At 37.9% G+C, this 16,693-nt stretch carries 15 protein-coding genes and 1 other annotated feature; all 15 genes read right to left on the bottom strand.

What is annotated here, in order from left to right; genetic code table 11:
• Position 1: 1 nt before the first annotated feature.
• Complete coding sequence (gene rlmB, locus ACFFIX_RS22570) at positions 2–745, bottom strand: 23S rRNA (guanosine(2251)-2'-O)-methyltransferase RlmB (protein WP_378938060.1); 744 nt, start codon at positions 743–745, stop codon at positions 2–4.
• 2 nt (positions 746–747) lie between these two features.
• A complete protein-coding gene (locus tag ACFFIX_RS22565; protein WP_378938058.1) occupies positions 748–1,167 on the bottom strand; it encodes a Mini-ribonuclease 3 in 420 nt (139 codons plus the stop codon).
• Positions 1,168–1,170: 3 nt separating this feature from the next.
• On the bottom strand, positions 1,171–2,568 hold the full coding sequence (gene cysS, locus ACFFIX_RS22560; protein WP_378938056.1) for a cysteine--tRNA ligase: 1,398 nt from the start codon (positions 2,566–2,568) through the stop codon (positions 1,171–1,173).
• Complete coding sequence (gene cysE, locus ACFFIX_RS22555) at positions 2,519–3,214, bottom strand: serine O-acetyltransferase (RefSeq protein WP_378938054.1); 696 nt, start codon at positions 3,212–3,214, stop codon at positions 2,519–2,521. The genes cysS and cysE overlap by 50 nt, the downstream gene beginning before the upstream one ends.
• Positions 3,215–3,347: 133 nt before the next feature.
• Positions 3,348–3,593 (bottom strand) — a binding site (T-box leader).
• Positions 3,594–3,646: 53 nt separating this feature from the next.
• A complete protein-coding gene (gltX, locus tag ACFFIX_RS22550; RefSeq protein WP_378938052.1) occupies positions 3,647–5,104 on the bottom strand; it encodes a glutamate--tRNA ligase in 1,458 nt (485 codons plus the stop codon).
• Positions 5,105–5,179: 75 nt separating this feature from the next.
• Complete coding sequence (gene ispF, locus ACFFIX_RS22545) at positions 5,180–5,659, bottom strand: 2-C-methyl-D-erythritol 2,4-cyclodiphosphate synthase (protein ID WP_378938050.1); 480 nt, start codon at positions 5,657–5,659, stop codon at positions 5,180–5,182.
• Complete coding sequence (gene ispD, locus ACFFIX_RS22540; protein ID WP_378938048.1) at positions 5,656–6,351, bottom strand: 2-C-methyl-D-erythritol 4-phosphate cytidylyltransferase; 696 nt, start codon at positions 6,349–6,351, stop codon at positions 5,656–5,658. The genes ispF and ispD overlap by 4 nt, the downstream gene beginning before the upstream one ends.
• Positions 6,352–6,490: 139 nt before the next feature.
• Positions 6,491–7,585, bottom strand: coding sequence for a PIN/TRAM domain-containing protein (locus ACFFIX_RS22535; RefSeq protein WP_378938046.1), 1,095 nt, complete (start codon positions 7,583–7,585; stop codon positions 6,491–6,493).
• Between the two features lie 197 nt (positions 7,586–7,782).
• Complete coding sequence (gene disA / locus ACFFIX_RS22530; protein WP_378938044.1) at positions 7,783–8,862, bottom strand: DNA integrity scanning diadenylate cyclase DisA; 1,080 nt, start codon at positions 8,860–8,862, stop codon at positions 7,783–7,785.
• Between the two features lie 4 nt (positions 8,863–8,866).
• Positions 8,867–10,240: a DNA repair protein RadA gene (gene radA / locus ACFFIX_RS22525; protein ID WP_378938042.1), complete on the bottom strand. Its 1,374-nt coding sequence runs from the start codon at positions 10,238–10,240 to the stop codon at positions 8,867–8,869.
• Positions 10,241–10,357: 117 nt separating this feature from the next.
• Entirely contained in the window at positions 10,358–12,796 is a 2,439-nt protein-coding gene (gene clpC / locus ACFFIX_RS22520) for an ATP-dependent protease ATP-binding subunit ClpC (RefSeq protein WP_378938040.1), read from the bottom strand.
• A complete protein-coding gene (gene mcsB / locus ACFFIX_RS22515) occupies positions 12,793–13,890 on the bottom strand; it encodes a protein-arginine kinase McsB (protein WP_378938038.1) in 1,098 nt (365 codons plus the stop codon). The genes clpC and mcsB overlap by 4 nt, the downstream gene beginning before the upstream one ends.
• A 3-nt stretch (positions 13,891–13,893) precedes the next feature.
• The gene (gene mcsA, locus ACFFIX_RS22510) at positions 13,894–14,445 is read right to left on the bottom strand and encodes a protein-arginine kinase activator protein McsA (RefSeq protein WP_378938173.1); all 552 of its coding nucleotides are present in this window, start codon (positions 14,443–14,445) and stop codon (positions 13,894–13,896) included.
• A 14-nt stretch (positions 14,446–14,459) separates the two neighbouring features.
• The gene (locus ACFFIX_RS22505) at positions 14,460–14,921 is read right to left on the bottom strand and encodes a CtsR family transcriptional regulator (RefSeq protein ID WP_378938035.1); all 462 of its coding nucleotides are present in this window, start codon (positions 14,919–14,921) and stop codon (positions 14,460–14,462) included.
• Between the two features lie 126 nt (positions 14,922–15,047).
• The gene (locus ACFFIX_RS22500; protein WP_378938033.1) at positions 15,048–15,743 is read right to left on the bottom strand and encodes an MgtC/SapB family protein; all 696 of its coding nucleotides are present in this window, start codon (positions 15,741–15,743) and stop codon (positions 15,048–15,050) included.
• Positions 15,744–16,693 lie beyond the last annotated feature (950 nt).

Below are 16,693 nucleotides of genomic sequence, written 5' to 3'. Positions count from 1 at the left end.
CTTACTCCCCTAAAGGGTACCGCTTTCGATAAACCTCATACATAAGTAAACTCCCTGCTACTGATGCGTTAAGCGATGTCACATGACCAACCATCGGCATTTTTACTAGAAAATCACATTTCTCTTTAATTAAACGTCCAATCCCTTTTCCTTCACTACCAATCACTAGGGCTAGTGCCATCTTACCATCTAGGTTTCGATAATCGTCAGCGCCTTTTGCATCTGTGCCAACAATCCATACTCCTTGTTCTTTTAATTCTTCAATTGTTCTTGCTGTATTCGTAACTCTGGCGACTGGAATATATTCAATTGCCCCAGTGGATGCCTTTGCAACCGTTGCTGTGAGCCCAACTGCTCTTCTTTTAGGAATAATAATTCCATGGGCACCAACCGCGTCTGCAGTTCTCATAATAGATCCTAAGTTATGCGGATCTTCAATTTCATCAAGTATTAGTAAGAATGGGGGTTCGTTTCGATCCTTTGCAACATTAAGTAGATCATCAACCTCTACATAGTCATAAGCCGCTACCTGTGCTACAACTCCTTGGTGATTTCCTTCAACCATCTGATCGATCTTCTTCTTCGGAACGATTAGGACTGTAACGCCTCTTTCTTTTGCAAGCGCGGTAATCACTTGTGCCGATCCTTTAATGGAGTTTTCTGCAACCCATATTTTATTTATATCTCTTGAGGATTTTAAAACCTCAAGAACAGGGTTGCGACCAATAATGTAATCCTGTTCCATTATTATTTCCTCCCTTCACTTGAAATGTAAACAAATGATGCTTGTATAATTTCTTCTAGTCGTTCTTTATTTTTCTCTAAAAAGTGATAACCGATTAGGGCTTCAAATGCAGTGCTGTACCGATATGTTTGAACATCAGTATTTTTAGGGACTGTTCTTGATTTGGCGTTTCGTCCACGGCGGATAACCGCTTGTTCTTCCTCATCAAAATAATCTTTTGAAAAAAAATGATGCAACGTTGCTGCCTGCGCCTTTGCTGACACATACTTTGTTGCTATTCGATGCAATTGATTTGGTCGTACATTTCCTTCTGCTAAAAGATGATGCCTCACATACACTTCGTATATAGCATCGCCAATATACGCCATTGCTAAGCTATTTAATTGTTTGGATTCCTCAATGTTTGGAAAGTCAAAAAACATCTGTTAACCTCTTTTCCATCTTGTACCCTGAGGAGTATCTTCTAAGATAATGTTCAACTCTTTTAGTTTATCGCGAATTTCATCGGACAGTGCAAAATTCCGGTCTTTTCTAGCTTGAATTCGTTGCTCAATCATAACTTCTATTTCTTCATCCAACAACTCAATTGATGAGAATGTTAGACCTAGTACTTCTCCTAGATCATCGAATCTTTGTAGAAAAGTTTGAATTACTTCTACTGAGGTATTTTTTTCTTGCAAGTAATAATTTGCTTGCTTTGATAACTCAAAAAGGACTGATATTGCATTTGCAGTATTAAAATCATCGTCCATTTCCCTTTTGAACTGCGTTTGCAATTCTTCTATTTGTGAGAGCCATTCTGAGTTGTTTTCCGTTAAATTTGTGCTACTTTGGATACGGTGCTTTAAATTGGAGTAAGACGTTTTCAAGCGATCGAATGCATTTTTCGTACTATCAAGCAACTCATCTGAAAAATTAATCGGGTGACGATAATGGACAGAAAGCATGAAAAATCGAACAACTTGTGGATCATGATGTTGAATGATGTCATGGACCAACACGAAGTTCCCAAGCGATTTCGACATTTTTTCATTATTAATATTAATATAACCGTTATGCATCCAGTACTTTGCAAAAGGCTTGTTGGTAAGTGCTTCAGATTGAGCAATCTCGTTCTCGTGATGCGGAAATGTTAAGTCCTGTCCACCAGCATGAATATCAATTGTATCACCGAGGTATTTTTTTACCATTGCCGAGCATTCAATATGCCAGCCTGGACGTCCTTTTCCCCATGGACTATCCCAAGAAATCTCCCCTTCCTTTGCTGCTTTCCAAAGAACAAAGTCAAGGGCATCTCTCTTCCTATCATCTGTTTCTATTCTTGCACCAATACGTAATTCGTCTATGGATTGATGTGATAATTTTCCGTAATCTTTGAATTCTCTTGTTTTATAATAAACATCACCTGAAGCTTCATATGCAAATCCTTTGTTAATAAGCGCTTCAATAAATTCGATAATGATGTCAATACTTTCTGTAACACGAGGATGAACATCTGCCTGTTTGCAGCCTAGTGCTTTAACGTCTTCATGGTACGCCTCTATGAAACGTTCTGCAATCGTCGGCACATCTTCGCCTAGTTGATTTGCTGCCTTTATGAGTTTATCATCGACGTCCGTAAAATTCGAAACAAAGTTCACGTCATATCCGCTATACTCTAGGTAGCGTCTAACGGTATCATAAACGATTGCTGGTCTTGCATTCCCAATGTGGATGTAATTGTAGACGGTTGGACCACATACATACATACTTACTTTACCCTTTTCTAACGGTTCAAACGTTTCTTTTTGCCTCGTTAGCGTATTGAACAACTTTATCGTCATACTCTAAACTCCCTTTCTTAAGATGTTGAATTTCGCCTCGTAATTTTATAATCTCAGCTTCTAGGTCTTTAAAACGATCGGCAACCGGATCAGGTAAGTCACAGTGGTTCAAATTGTGCTTAATTCTTGCTCCGTTTTGAATGACAACTTTACCAGGTATCCCTACAACCGTGGAGTGATCTGGTACGTTGTGCAAAACGACTGAACCCGCTCCTATTTTAGAGTATGCTCCAACCGTAATTGATCCTAGTACTTTTGCTCCTGTAGCAATGAGTGCGTGATCTTGAATTGTCGGGTGTCGCTTTCCCTTTTCTTTTCCTGTCCCACCTAATGTAACCCCTTGAAAAACAGTGACATTATCTCCAATCTCACACGTTTCTCCAATAACAACCCCCATACCATGATCGATAAAAAACCTTTTACCAATTTTCGCCCCTGGATGAATCTCAATGCCCGTGAAAAATCTACTAACTTGAGAGATCACTCTAGCCATAAAGAACAATCTGCGTTTAAAAAAGGCATGAGCAATCCGATGGGCCCAAATTGCATGTAAACCTGAATAAGTAAGAATGACTTCAACATAACTTCTTGCAGCAGGATCCTGATCAAACACCACTTCCACATCTTCTTTAAACATACGTAACATTGATTTCCCTCCCTATTTATTAAGTCTAGTTTTCATACGAATTGTTGTTATTTAAACAACTTCTGTATCTAGAAGCAAGCCTTCTTAGAAAAGTTCTCTCTAATACAAAAAAGCGCCTCTGCATATTTACATATACAGAGACGCTGTCCGCGCGGTTCCACTCTGTTTAGGAAACAGTGTTCTTACCTGTTACCTCAACTTTTGCTCTGTTAACGTAGAGCTATCCGCCCTTGCTTACTGACCGAATCTAAAGACTCGGATGTTTAGCAAGAGACTCAAAGGTGCATTTCATGCATTGCTTCACTTAAACCTCTTTCAGCCTAGAAGGTTCTCTCTAATAAAGGAAACAGTGCCTTACTCTCCTTATCAACGCTTTCATACTATTATGGTGACTTGTAGTTATACATACTATATTATATTTTTTAAAAAAAGTTAACCAATAAGTTTCTGTAATCTAGTTAAAACGGTTTCTTTTCCTAAAATTTCAATTGCTTGTGGAAGATCTGGTCCGTGAGTTTGCCCAGTAGTCGCTACTCGAATTGGCATGAATAGATTTTTACCTTTTTGACCTGTTGCTTTTTGTACAGCTTTCATTGACGCTTTAATTTGATCAGCTGAAAAATCCTCTAATGCTGCTAGCTCGTTTGAAAATGCTTTTAACACTTCTGGAACATGCTCATCATCTAAGACACTTTGTTCTTCACGGTTATAGGAAATGTCCTTATTAAAAAATAACTCTGTGAGCTCAACAATTTCTGCCCCGTAGCTCATTTTTTCTTGATGAAGTGTAATGAGCTTACGAACCCATTGTTTCTCCTGGTCACCCATAGTCTCCGCAACTCTTCCTGCTTTGATTAGATGTGGGAGCGAGAGCTCTGTAAGAAGATCCCCATCAATTTCTTTTATATACTGATTATTCATCCACTCAAGCTTTTGAGTATCAAAAACAGCCGGAGACTTTGAGAGACGTGTAGGGTCAAAGATTTCAATGAATTGGTCTTTATTAAATATCTCCTCTTCTCCACCTGGTGACCAACCAAGCAAACCAATAAAGTTGAATAAAGCGCTTGGTAAATAACCTAGTTCTTCATACTGTTCAATGAATTGAATAATTGATTCATCCCGTTTGCTTAATTTTTTACGATTTTCGTTTACAATCAGTGTCATATGACCAAAAATTGGTGTCTCCCATCCAAATGCTTCAAAAATCATCATTTGCTTAGGTGTATTCGAAATATGATCCTCTCCACGAAGCACGTGGGAGATTTTCATCAAATGATCATCCACCGCTACGGCAAAATTGTACGTTGGTGTCCCATCTTTTTTGACAATTACATGGTCACCAATGCCATCCGATTCAAAAGCTATTTCGCCTTTCACCATATCGTTAAAACGGTACACCTTACCAGTTGGTACACGGAAGCGGATACTCGGTTGTCTTCCATCTTTTTCAAGCTCTTGCTCTTCCTCTACGGAAAGGTTTGCATGCTTGCCTGAATATTGGGGTGTTTCTCCACGAGCAATTTGTTCTTCACGCTCTTTTTCAAGCTCATCCTCTGAACAATAACACTTGTATGCCAACCCTTTTTCAATTAATTCTTCATAGTACTTTTTATAGATATCTGTGCGTTCAGATTGTCGGTATGGACCATATTCGCCTGGTTTATCTACGCTTTCATCCCACTCAATACCCAACCATTTTAGGTATTTTAATTGACTCTCTTCTCCGCCTGCAATGTTTCGTTTTTGATCCGTGTCTTCAATACGAATGATAAACTTTCCACCTTGATTTCGAGCAAATAAATAATTAAATAATGCTGTACGTGCATTTCCTATATGTAAATGTCCAGTTGGACTTGGTGCATAACGCACTCTAATTTCATTTGTCATCCTATGTACCTCCACTAAACTAAATTCATGCCTATTTTATCACCAAAAACGATCAGATACAAAAGCCTGCCTCAGTTACGTGCTTTTTTGTAGCAAAACTGTAGCCTGGGACGCGATCCCTTCTTGCCTTCCAGTAAATCCTAGTTTCTCAGTAGTTGTAGCTTTAACATTAACATTTGAAACCTCTGACTCAAGTAATTCTGCAATTCGAGCTTGCATTTGATCAATATATGGAGCCATCTTCGGTTTTTGAGCAATAATTGTGCAATCAATGTTTCCTAAAATGTAGCCTTGTTCCTTCACTAATTGCCATACATGTGAGAGCAGTTTTGCCGAATCTGCATCTTTAAAGTTAGCATCTGTATCTGGAAAGTGCTTTCCAATATCTCCAGCTGCAATCGCACCTAGACAAGCATCTGCAACAGTATGGAGCAAAACATCTGCGTCAGAGTGACCTAATAGTCCTTTTTCAAATGGTATTTCAATGCCCCCTAGGATAAGAGGTCTTCCTTCTACTAATTGATGCACATCAAATCCTTGACCAATACGTATCATAGATAATCTTTCTCCTCTTTTTGATCTAGTATCGCTTTTGCTAGTAATAAATCATCCGGTGTAGTGAGCTTTATGTTTGTATAATCACCTTGAACGACAGCAACAGTTTGTCCAATTCTCTCAAGAAGACTCGCATCATCTGTCCCTAGGTAGTCTTCACTTTTAGCCTGCTTATGTGCCTCCAAAATTATCGGAAATCTGAAAGCCTGTGGTGTCTGAACAGACCACAAACTAGCACGTTCAATTGTTTCTTTCACAAGGTTGTCTTCAACACGCTTAATCGTGTCTTTCACTGGTACAGCAACAATTGCAGCCCCTTTAATTGCCGCTACTTCTAAAAGCCTTTCAATCGTTGCTAGCTTGATAAATGGCCTAGCACCGTCGTGGATAAGAACCATCGCTTCATTATTAACGGCTTTTAATCCATTATACACACTATCCTGTCTTTCTCTCCCACCCGAAACAGTTTGAATGACTTTATTTATATTATATCTCTCTAACAAAAAGGAAAAATCATTTCTTTCCTTATCATTAATAACAAGTACAATTCCTTCGCATAAAGAGTGCTTTTGAAAGACACGCAATGTATGGATAATTACAGGGACACCTTCTAACTCTATGAACTGTTTATTTTTCCCTGCATTCATCCTTTTTCCTTGACCTGCTGCAGGTATCACAACTTGGTATTTCATACTTTGTTCTCCTCACCAGTAAACTCAGCGCTTCGCTAAATTTCTATTTCTAAGAAAAACAGCCCTAGGAATACCCTAGTGAATTGGTGGGTTTCCGAGGGCTACTCTATCTCTTTTATACTAATGTATTTAAAGTACTTTATAAAGCTTTCTCTAGAAGCTTTGGCTTAGCAAAGATCATTCTCCCTGCTGAAGTCTGGAGAACACTCGTTACTAGAACATCAATGTGCTTTCCAATATAATTACGTCCATCTTCAACAACAATCATAGTACCATCGTCTAAATAAGCAACACCTTGATTATGCTCTTTACCGTCTTTAATTACCTGTACCTTAAGCTCTTCACCAGGAAGAACAACCGGTTTTACTGCATTAGCAAGGTCATTAATATTTAAAACTCCAACATTTTGTAGTTCACACACTTTATTTAGATTAAAATCGTTGGTAACCACCATTCCCGAAGTTAATTTTGCTAGTTTTACAAGCTTACTATCAACTTCTTGAATTTCTTCAAAATCACCTTCGTATATTTCAACCTTAATAGCTAGCTCTTTCTGAATACGGTTTAAAATATCCAAACCTCTTCGACCACGGTTTCTTTTTAATACATCAGATGAATCAGCAATATGTTGAAGCTCTTCAAGAACAAATTGAGGGATTACCATTGTTCCTTCTAAAAACCCGGTCTGACAGATATCGGCGATTCTTCCATCAATGATAACACTTGTATCTAAGATTTTTAACTTTTTGTCTTCAACTTCAACCTCTTCTTCATCTGTGCCTTTTTTCTTACCAGCTCGATTTGAATTCGAAAATAGATTGACGAGTTCGTCTCTCTTTTTAAAACCAACCTGAAATCCTAAGTAACCTAATAATAGCGTCAAAAAGAGTGGAATAATCGTATTAAAGATTTGGTATTGAATGTCCTGTAATGGAATAACAATAAGAAATGCAACTATAAGTCCAAAAATCAAACCTAAACTACCAAATAATACATCCGTTACAGGCGCTTTTACTAATGATTCTTCTAAAACTTTAATCCAATTTACCACATAATCCACTAGCCAGAATGTAACTAAAAAGAATATGATGGCTCCTAACACCGCTAATGTATATGGCGTATCAATAAAAGGTATGTCCTGCATATTTAAGAGTTCTATAAGCTTTGGCATGAAGAAGATTCCAAGCATACCACCAACACTTAGGAAAACAAGCTGTATAATGCGTTTTAACATACCTTCACCTCCTCTATGTATTAAATACTCTAACCTAAATGACACATTTGTTAAATAGTTTCTTAAAAATGTAAATAGAATGAAATCCTCTCGTAATCTTCTGCTGAGATTAATGTTTTTTAAAGTGAAAAACAATTTTAATATACCCTAAATACACTATAATAAAACAACAAATGGGAAATTTTTAAAAATAGTTGTTATATTTGACGGTCAATATCTAGCTGATCATGTAATCTTTTTAGACCTTCTTTAATTTTTTTCGCCCTCACTTCCCCTATTCCATCAACCTCGTCTAATTGTTCTACGGATGCTCTTAAAATAAGTTTCAAATTTAAGAATTTTGTCACTAATTTTTCAATAATAATTCCAGGGAGCCTCGGAATTTTATGAAGAATTCGATAACCCCTAGACATGATGACTTCATCAATATTTGTGAAAGGAGAATAACCTAATAGTTTTAATAAAATTGCATCCTCTAATAAATCTAAGCTAGATAAGTCCTGTAATTGTTTTAATATTGGATAGTGATCATTTCCAGAACCATATTTATAATCCCTAATAAGCAGGGCAGCTTCTTCTTCGAAATTTGAAAGAAGTTCTGTCAATTGAAGGCGAATTAAATGTCCTTCTGCGCCGAGTTCATTTACATAATCATTAATTTCGTTCTTAATCCTTAATACCATTTCAAATCTGTGTAAAACCTGCAGAACATCTCTGAAGGTGACCATTTCTTCTAGTTCGAGTGCACCTAAGTTGACAATGGACTGATCAAGGACCGATTTATATTTCTCTAACGTCTGTATCGCTTGGTTCGCTTTTGTCAGAATGACACCAATATCTCTAAGTACATACCTAAGCTCTCCGTGATATAGAGTAATAACGTTTCTTCGTTGTGAAATGGCTATGACCAAGTTTCCAGTTTGTTTTGCCACTCTTTCAGCTGTTCGATGTCTCATACCTGTTTCCGAGGAAATAATTGATGAATCTGGGACAAGCTGCGCATTAGCAAAAACTATCTTGTTTCCTGAATCACTTAAAATGATAGCTCCATCCATTTTTGCTAATTCATAAAGATGTGCAGGTGAAAAGGCTGAATGAATATAAAAGCCGCCATCTATCACTTCTTTTACCTTGTCATTGTGTCCGACGACAATTAAACCACCTGTTTTTGCACGTAAGACATTCTCTATTCCTTCCCGAATTGGTGCTCCTGGTGCTACAAATTGAAGAATATCATTTAATGTTTTTCCACTAAACTTTTTTTCTCTGTCTGACATTCTTTTAACCCCCTAATGTGTGTTTAAGGGCCTGCGCAACACTCTTCACTCCAATTATTTCGATATCGTTTGGAGGGCTCCAGCCACCTATGTTTGCCTCTGGAATAATCGCACGTTTAAATCCTAGCTTTGCAGCCTCGATCACTCTTTGTTCAATTCTAGAGACCCTTCGTACTTCTCCTGTTAACCCGACTTCACCAATAATGACATCGGTCGGTTTTGGTGGAGCATCTTTAAAGCTTGATGCAATACTTATCGCAACAGCTAAATCGATAGCAGGTTCATCTAGCTTAATCCCTCCCGCTACCTTTAAATATGCATCCTGGTTTTGTAATAAGAGACCCACACGTTTCTCTAATACTGCCATCAATAATGGTACACGATTATGATCAATACCCGTTGCCATCCTTCTTGGGTTCCCAAAGCTGGTTGGAGAGATTAATGCTTGTATTTCGACAAGGACCGGTCTTGTTCCTTCCATTGAAGCACATACTGTTGAACCTGCAGCACCCTTGGAGCGTTCCTCTAAGAAAATTTCAGAAGGATTTTGAACCTCTTCTAACCCACTTTCCTTCATTTCAAAAATACCCATTTCATTCGTAGAACCAAAACGGTTTTTTACTGCTCTTAGAATTCGGTACGTATGGTGCCTTTCCCCTTCAAAATAAAGAACTGTATCAACCATATGTTCTAGCAATCTTGGCCCCGCAATTGAACCTTCCTTCGTTACATGACCAACGATTACGATCGCTATTCCCTTAGTTTTAGCAATTCTCATTAACTCCGCCGTACATTCTCTTACTTGGGAAACACTGCCTGGCGCTGAACTAATTTCACTGTGAAAAACAGTTTGTATGGAATCTACAACAACAAAACCAGGGTTGGTTTCTTCGATTGCCTTTGAAATAAAGCTTAAATCCGTCTCTGCGAGCACAAATAGTTTTTGTGCTTTTACACCTAATCTATCGGCTCTTAGCTTTGTTTGTTTCACGGATTCTTCTCCCGAAATATATAAAACATCATTACCGTTGTCTGCTAGTTGAGAAGATACTTGTAAAAGCAAAGTAGACTTTCCGATACCAGGATCCCCACCTATTAAAACAAGCGATCCTTTTACAATTCCACCACCTAATACGCGGTTGAACTCTTTTAAATTAGTATGAATACGGGGCTCTTTTGATGTTTCAATACTTGTGATTGGAGATGGCTTTTGCACAGTTTGGTTTGAATGATTAAATACTGTTTTCCTTGATGATGAGGCTTTTATCACTTCTTCTGTCATTGTATTCCATTCGCCACAGCCAGGACATTTTCCCATCCACTTCGGTGATTCATATCCACAGGACTGACAAATAAACTTCACTTTCGTTTTTGCCATCAATTAGTTCCTCTCTTAATAGATTACCAAGGATTGTAGACATTTATGATGATTGTGAATAAATTCCTTGATAAAGAAATTGAGACATACTGCGAGAAGTATGCCTCGATCATTTGTTTATTTATTTATTTTCACTTCCGTTTTTACCACAAATTCATTATTTTCAACATCGAGTATAATCAGTTGTTCTTTATCAATTGCACCTCTTAACAATTCTTCTGAAAGTCGATCTTCAACATGCTTTTGAATTGCTCGACGCAAAGGACGGGCACCATATTCGAGGTCAAAGCCTTCTTCTACTATTTTCTCTTTTGCAGCTTCTGTTAATTCTAATGATAAATCTTGTTCAATTAGACGTTTTGTTAATTGATCAGACATTAGTGAGACAATCTCTTTTAAATGCTTTTTCTCAAGTGCATGGAAAACGATAATTTCATCAATTCTGTTAAGGAATTCAGGACGGAATGCTTTCTTCAATTCACCCATGACTTTATCTTTCATATTCTTATAATTCTGCGTCTCATCTTGGACATTGAATCCGACATATTTATTTCGCTTTAATTCACTTGCACCAACATTAGACGTCATAATTAAAATGGTATTTCGGAAATCAACTGTGCGACCCTTGGAGTCTGTTAATCGGCCATCTTCTAATACTTGAAGTAAAATATTAAAGACATCTGGATGAGCCTTTTCAATTTCGTCTAGTAGAACCACAGAGTAAGGCTTTCTACGGACCTTTTCTGTTAGTTGTCCGCCTTCTTCATAGCCTACATACCCAGGAGGTGAGCCAACTAGACGAGATGTTGAGTGCTTTTCCATATACTCAGACATATCAATTCGAATCATTGAGTCTTCGTCACCAAAGATGGATTCTGCAAGTGCTCTAGCTAACTCTGTTTTCCCAACACCTGTTGGTCCTAAAAACACAAATGAACCTATTGGGCGTTTCGGGTCTTTTAAACCTGCTCGTGCTCGGCGAACTGCTTTTGCAACTGCAACAACTGCTTCTTCCTGACCGATCACACGTGAATGGATAAGACTCTCCATATTCAAGAGCTTATCTGTCTCTGTTTGAGCCAGTCTGGACACTGGAATTCCCGTCCAACTTGAAACAACCATTGCAATATCTTCAACAGTTACTTCAGAGTTTTCTTGACCTTGCTTCTCTTTCCATGTCTTTTTCGTTTCTTCTAACTGCTCACGTAATCTTTGCTCGGTATCACGTAAGGAAGCAGCTTTTTCAAATTCCTGACTTTGAACGGAAGAATCCTTTTCTTTCCGAACCTCTTCTAGTTTTACTTCAAGCTCCTTTAGGTTTGGAGGAGTTGTAAATGAGCGTAGGCGAACCTTAGATCCTGCTTCATCAATTAGATCAATTGCCTTATCAGGTAAAAAGCGGTCTGCAATGTATCGATCGGATAATTTAACTGCCGCATCAATTGCCTCATCTGTTATGGATACTCGGTGATGTGCCTCATAGCGGTCACGCAGACCTTTCAAAATTTGTACACTTTCATCCATTGTTGGCTCAGCGACTTGAATTGGCTGGAAACGTCGTTCAAGCGCAGCGTCCTTCTCGATGTATTTTCGGTATTCGTCTAATGTAGTCGCACCGATACATTGTAGCTCCCCACGAGCTAATGATGGTTTTAAAATATTCGATGCATCAATTGCACCTTCTGCACCACCCGCACCAATCAGTGTATGAAGTTCATCAATAAATAAAATAATGTTTCCAGCTTGGCGAATCTCGTCCATCACCTTCTTCAAGCGATCTTCAAATTCTCCGCGATATTTAGTACCGGCAACAACGGTCCCCATATCAAGCGTCATGACTCTTTTGTCACGTAATATTTCAGGAACCTCATTATTAATAATTTGCTGAGCCAATCCCTCTGCAATAGCTGTCTTACCTACACCAGGTTCACCGATAAGGACTGGGTTATTTTTTGTTCTACGACTCAGTACTTCTATGACACGCTGAATTTCTTTGCCTCGACCAATAACTGGATCTAAGTTGCCTTCTCTAGCAATCACCGTTAAATCACGGGCAAGGCTATCGAGAGTCGGTGTGTTGGCATTTGTCATTCCCCCACCCTGATGACCTGAGGAAGAATCGTTGCTACCTAACAGCTGAAGAACTTGTTGCCTTGCTTTATTTAAACTAACGCCTAAGTTGTTTAGGACACGAGCAGCTACCCCTTCACCCTCACGAATTAACCCTAAGAGAATATGCTCAGTTCCGACATAAGAATGTCCTAGTTTCCTTGCTTCATCCATTGAAAGCTCAATTACCTTTTTAGCACGAGGAGTATAGTGAATCGTTTGTGAATTCTCTTGTCCTCGTCCAATTAACCCTTCAACTTCCTTTTGAATTTTTTCAGGTACAAGCCCTAATGCTAAAAGGGCTTTCGCTGCAATTCCTTCACCTTCTCTAACAAGACCTAAAAGAATATGCTCTGTTCCGATATTATTATGGCCTAAACGAACAGCTTCCTCCTGTGCTAATGCTAAAACCTTCTGGGCGCGTTCAGTAAATCTTCCGAACATCATGATTCATCATCCTCCATCCGTTTGTTTCGTTCCATCTCAAGGTTCAATCTTTCTCTAATTAATGTTGCTCGCTTAATATCTCGATCCTCTGGACGTAATGGTCCACCAAAGTATTGCTGTAAAAAACCTGGTTGTGTGAAAATAATTAGTTCATTTAAAATATTTCTTGATACATCTTTAATGATTCCGAGATCTATTCCTAGACGAACATCTGAAAGACATCTTGCCGTTTCCTTCGATTCAATTATTCGACTATAAGCAAGAATTCCAAAGGATCGAAAAACTCGATCTTCTAATTGCGCCTGGGAAGTGTTATATAGTGCTTCTCGTGCTAATCTTTCCTGAGTAATAAGCTGCCCAACAACACTATTTAAATCTTCTACAATATCTTTTTCCGACTTACCCAGTGTGATTTGGTTAGAAATTTGAAAAATATTCCCGAGGGCTTCGCTGCCTTCTCCGTAGATACCTCGGACAACTAATCCTAGTTGATTGATTGCAGGAATAATGCGATTGATTTTTTGAGTAAGCACGAGGGCTGGAAGATGCATCATAACCGAAGCTCTCAATCCCGTACCTACATTTGTTGGACAACTAGTTAAGTAACCTCTTACTTCATCAAAGGCATAGTCAACTTCTTGTTCAATCCAATCATCAATTTTCCCAGCAACATTTAAGCATTCCATTAATTGAAGACCTGGGAATAAACATTGTATGCGAATATGGTCCTCTTCATTTACCATTATGCTTACTTCTTCATTTTCTGAAAGTAAACATCCACCAAAATTTGCATGTTCAGCTAAGTTAGGGCTAATTAGGTGTTTCTCAACTAGCACTCTTTTTTGAATCGGTTGCAGATCATTCATTTTTAATAATTCAAGGTTACCTATTTGGTTAAAGTCTTTATCAGAGTATTTCAGCTCAAATATGTCTAGTACTTCTTGCATTTCCTCATTTGAAGCAAGAGTAGGAAATTGATACTTTGCAATATTTCGTGCGAGACGAATTCGGCTACTTATCACTATATCTGAATCTGGACCTTCTTGACTCATCCAAGCACTCATTGCTTTATTTATAAAATGCTGGAGCGACATATATTATGACCCCTCCTCTTTTGACCCTTTTAATTTTTTGTCAAGCAACCTTATTTCATCTCTCACTTCTGCAACTTTTTCAAATTCCTCCTGCAAAATAAGATTATGAATGACGCCTTTCAATTCATCCACTTTCTTTCGAAGGTGAATGTCTCCACCAATCCGTTCAGGAATTTTGCCCGCGTGCACCGTATTACCCCCGTGCACACGTTTTAATATAGGGGTAATTTGATTTTTAAATGTTTCATAACAATTAGAACAACCGAATCTTCCCACTTTTGAAAATTGCTGAAAGGTCATCTTGCACCGCTCACATTGTAAAACTACACTTTGCTTAAAAACATTGTGCTCTTCCGCTTTTGCTATCACAGGTTCCATTTTTAGCAAACCTGTTAGTAAACTGTTAAAAGAGAAGCCAGTATTACTATCAAACATAAAAAGTTCGCTATTGTCCTTTGCACAGTGTTCACAAATATGAACTTCGGTTTTTTCACCGTTAATCACTTTCGTAAAGTGAAAAGTTGCCGGCCTTTCTTGACACTCTTGGCAAATCATCTCCTCACCTACTTTCACTTATATTTTAAAGAAGTTATCATTGCTTTTACCATTCGTGCCCTTAACTCATCTCGGTGCGGTAATTCAATGTACAAAACCGACCGATCAATTACACTTAACATTAACTTTGCCTCTCTTAGAGTTAGGGCTCCTTCAGAAACTAATCTTGTTATAATATCTCCAGCTGAAGCTTGGGAAAGCTGTTGATGAATCAACTGTAAAATCTGATCGATTAAATGCGCAGTGTCGTTGGCCTGAACCTTAATAATTCGAATGTAACCTCCACCACCTCGTTTACTCTCAACAAGGTATCCTCTCTCGATGGTAAATCTCGTATTAATAACATAATTTATTTGGGAAGGTACACATTGAAATTTATCTGCAATTTCGCTTCGTTTTATTTCAACAATTTCTTTACCGTTAGTATCCAGTACTTTTTTTAAATATTGTTCAATGATATCTGATATATTCCTCACCCAACCTCCTCCTTACTTGACTTTGACTATATTTGACTTTAACTTTACTATAAAGCGAATCTCAATTTTTTTCAACTTTGACGTTTAATAATAAATATTTCCAAAATCTGCTCTTATAAAACCTTGTTATAAAACTTTTTCGACTTCCTTAATGCTTGTTATCAAGTCTGATAAGACCTTATCATCTAAATTTTCAGGTTCTAATTCCACAAAATAGTTAAAACTAATTATTCCCTTTTTATCTTTCTTCGAAGATATTAAGTGCAATTTATAAACGGTTAGATCATATTCAGCTATACTTGTTAAAATTTTTCCTATTTCATTCTGTCCAGAATAAGTGGTAATCTTTAACCTTTTTCTCCTTGTTTTTCGATACAGAAATTGTTCTAAACGATTAAGGAAAATAAGGCTTAATAAAACCAGTATTGTTGTAAAAACAGCTAACAAGTACATCCCCGCACCTATAACCAAGCCTAAACCTGCAACTATCCAAATAGATGCTGCTGTCGTTAGGCCCCTTACAGTCGCACCTTTTACAAGAATGGTTCCAGCTCCTAAAAATCCAATTCCACTTATAACGTATGATGGAATTCTTGCGGGATCAAATTGAACATTAGGATATTCATGTATGTAATCTTCAAAGCCATACAAAGACAATACCATCATTAGACAGGCTCCCACTCCAACTAATAAATGAGTACGAAAACCAGCGGGATGTCTTTTGAATTCACGTTCCAAACCAATAAATCCACTTAATATTGCTGCGAAAATTATACGAATCATCATTATTAAGGAATCATTATCTATTAACTCTGTAAACATCTAATTCCCCCTTTCAATACAAATAACTGAACTATATATATATACGTTTTTAATTGACTCTAAACACCTTTTTAGAGAGAGAGGAGAAAATCTTTTCTTTAAGTTTTTGTATTTGAGAGAGTTAGGGTTGTTTGTAGTAATAGAATCGCATTGAGACTAGAGTTTATTTAGGGTATGTCTAAAACTTTGTCAGATATGCACGACTTCGTCTTTTTATATAAATATATAAGCTTATAACAAAAAAGTTAGCATCGCTGCTAACTTTTTCCTCTTTGCCCGTCAATATCTTACTTTCACAGGACTTGCACATGCCCCCGTTAATGGGGGTAGTTGGACTTTTTCTCTCTTTAGTGAACATATTTTCACTCAAGTCATAATTTTTCGATGACTATACATCGTTATGTGGGGAATTTCAAGTTTAGGACTGTTGTTTTTGCTGTAGAGGTGCTTTATCTACGGAAATAATGGTTTTCTACGATTTTAATCGGTTTATCTTCGAAAATAGTCATTTTATCTTCGAAATTTTCTTTTTATCAACGCTTCGACAAAATACTATCTTTTTCGACAGCTCTATCAACGCATTTCAAACCATCTACTTCGGTTTGACAAATAGTATAAACCCGATTAGTCTCTTAACGATGCGAGAAATAATTGGTTGTCCATCGCCTCTCTCTTGGTGACCAGAAAGAAGAAAGACTTTTCGTCTACGGTTTCTGAGCGGCTTCTCCCCATAGGCTGGCTAGCGGATGACGCCGGCCTCATCTCTTTGACTAAAAACCCTTCCTGTGCTCAGAACTGAAGGTCGGAAAGCTATCCAATAATTACTTAACTCTCGGCGCTGTGAGCTTAACTTCCGCACACTCCGGTCTTCGTTCTCTTCGCTTCCTTACTTGCACATGGATGTGCTGACTTCTACGTTGCCACAGGACGTGGCGCTCTTAGTAGAAGTT

It is taken from the genome of Metabacillus herbersteinensis (assembly GCF_042433335.1).
Lineage (GTDB): Bacteria > Bacillota > Bacilli > Bacillales > Bacillaceae > Metabacillus > Metabacillus herbersteinensis.
Note: the sequence above shows the minus strand (reverse complement) of the source record. Positions and strands in the feature narration are given on the sequence as shown.

Coding starts and splice junctions, on each gene's coding strand:
- clpC (WP_378938040.1), bottom strand. CDS start 12,796: ATGATGTTCGGAAGATTTACTGAACGCGCCCAGAAGGTTTTAGCATTA.
- ACFFIX_RS22500 (WP_378938033.1), bottom strand. CDS start 15,743: ATGTTTACAGAGTTAATAGATAATGATTCCTTAATAATGATGATTCGT.
- radA (WP_378938042.1), bottom strand. CDS start 10,240: ATGGCAAAAACGAAAGTGAAGTTTATTTGTCAGTCCTGTGGATATGAA.
- rlmB (WP_378938060.1), bottom strand. CDS start 745: ATGGAACAGGATTACATTATTGGTCGCAACCCTGTTCTTGAGGTTTTA.
- gltX (WP_378938052.1), bottom strand. CDS start 5,104: ATGACAAATGAAATTAGAGTGCGTTATGCACCAAGTCCAACTGGACAT.
- ACFFIX_RS22565 (WP_378938058.1), bottom strand. CDS start 1,167: ATGTTTTTTGACTTTCCAAACATTGAGGAATCCAAACAATTAAATAGC.
- cysS (WP_378938056.1), bottom strand. CDS start 2,568: ATGACGATAAAGTTGTTCAATACGCTAACGAGGCAAAAAGAAACGTTT.
- mcsA (WP_378938173.1), bottom strand. CDS start 14,445: ATGATTTGCCAAGAGTGTCAAGAAAGGCCGGCAACTTTTCACTTTACG.
- cysE (WP_378938054.1), bottom strand. CDS start 3,214: ATGTTACGTATGTTTAAAGAAGATGTGGAAGTGGTGTTTGATCAGGAT.
- ACFFIX_RS22535 (WP_378938046.1), bottom strand. CDS start 7,585: ATGTTAAAACGCATTATACAGCTTGTTTTCCTAAGTGTTGGTGGTATG.
- disA (WP_378938044.1), bottom strand. CDS start 8,862: ATGTCAGACAGAGAAAAAAAGTTTAGTGGAAAAACATTAAATGATATT.
- ispF (WP_378938050.1), bottom strand. CDS start 5,659: ATGATACGTATTGGTCAAGGATTTGATGTGCATCAATTAGTAGAAGGA.
- ispD (WP_378938048.1), bottom strand. CDS start 6,351: ATGAAATACCAAGTTGTGATACCTGCAGCAGGTCAAGGAAAAAGGATG.
- mcsB (WP_378938038.1), bottom strand. CDS start 13,890: ATGTCGCTCCAGCATTTTATAAATAAAGCAATGAGTGCTTGGATGAGT.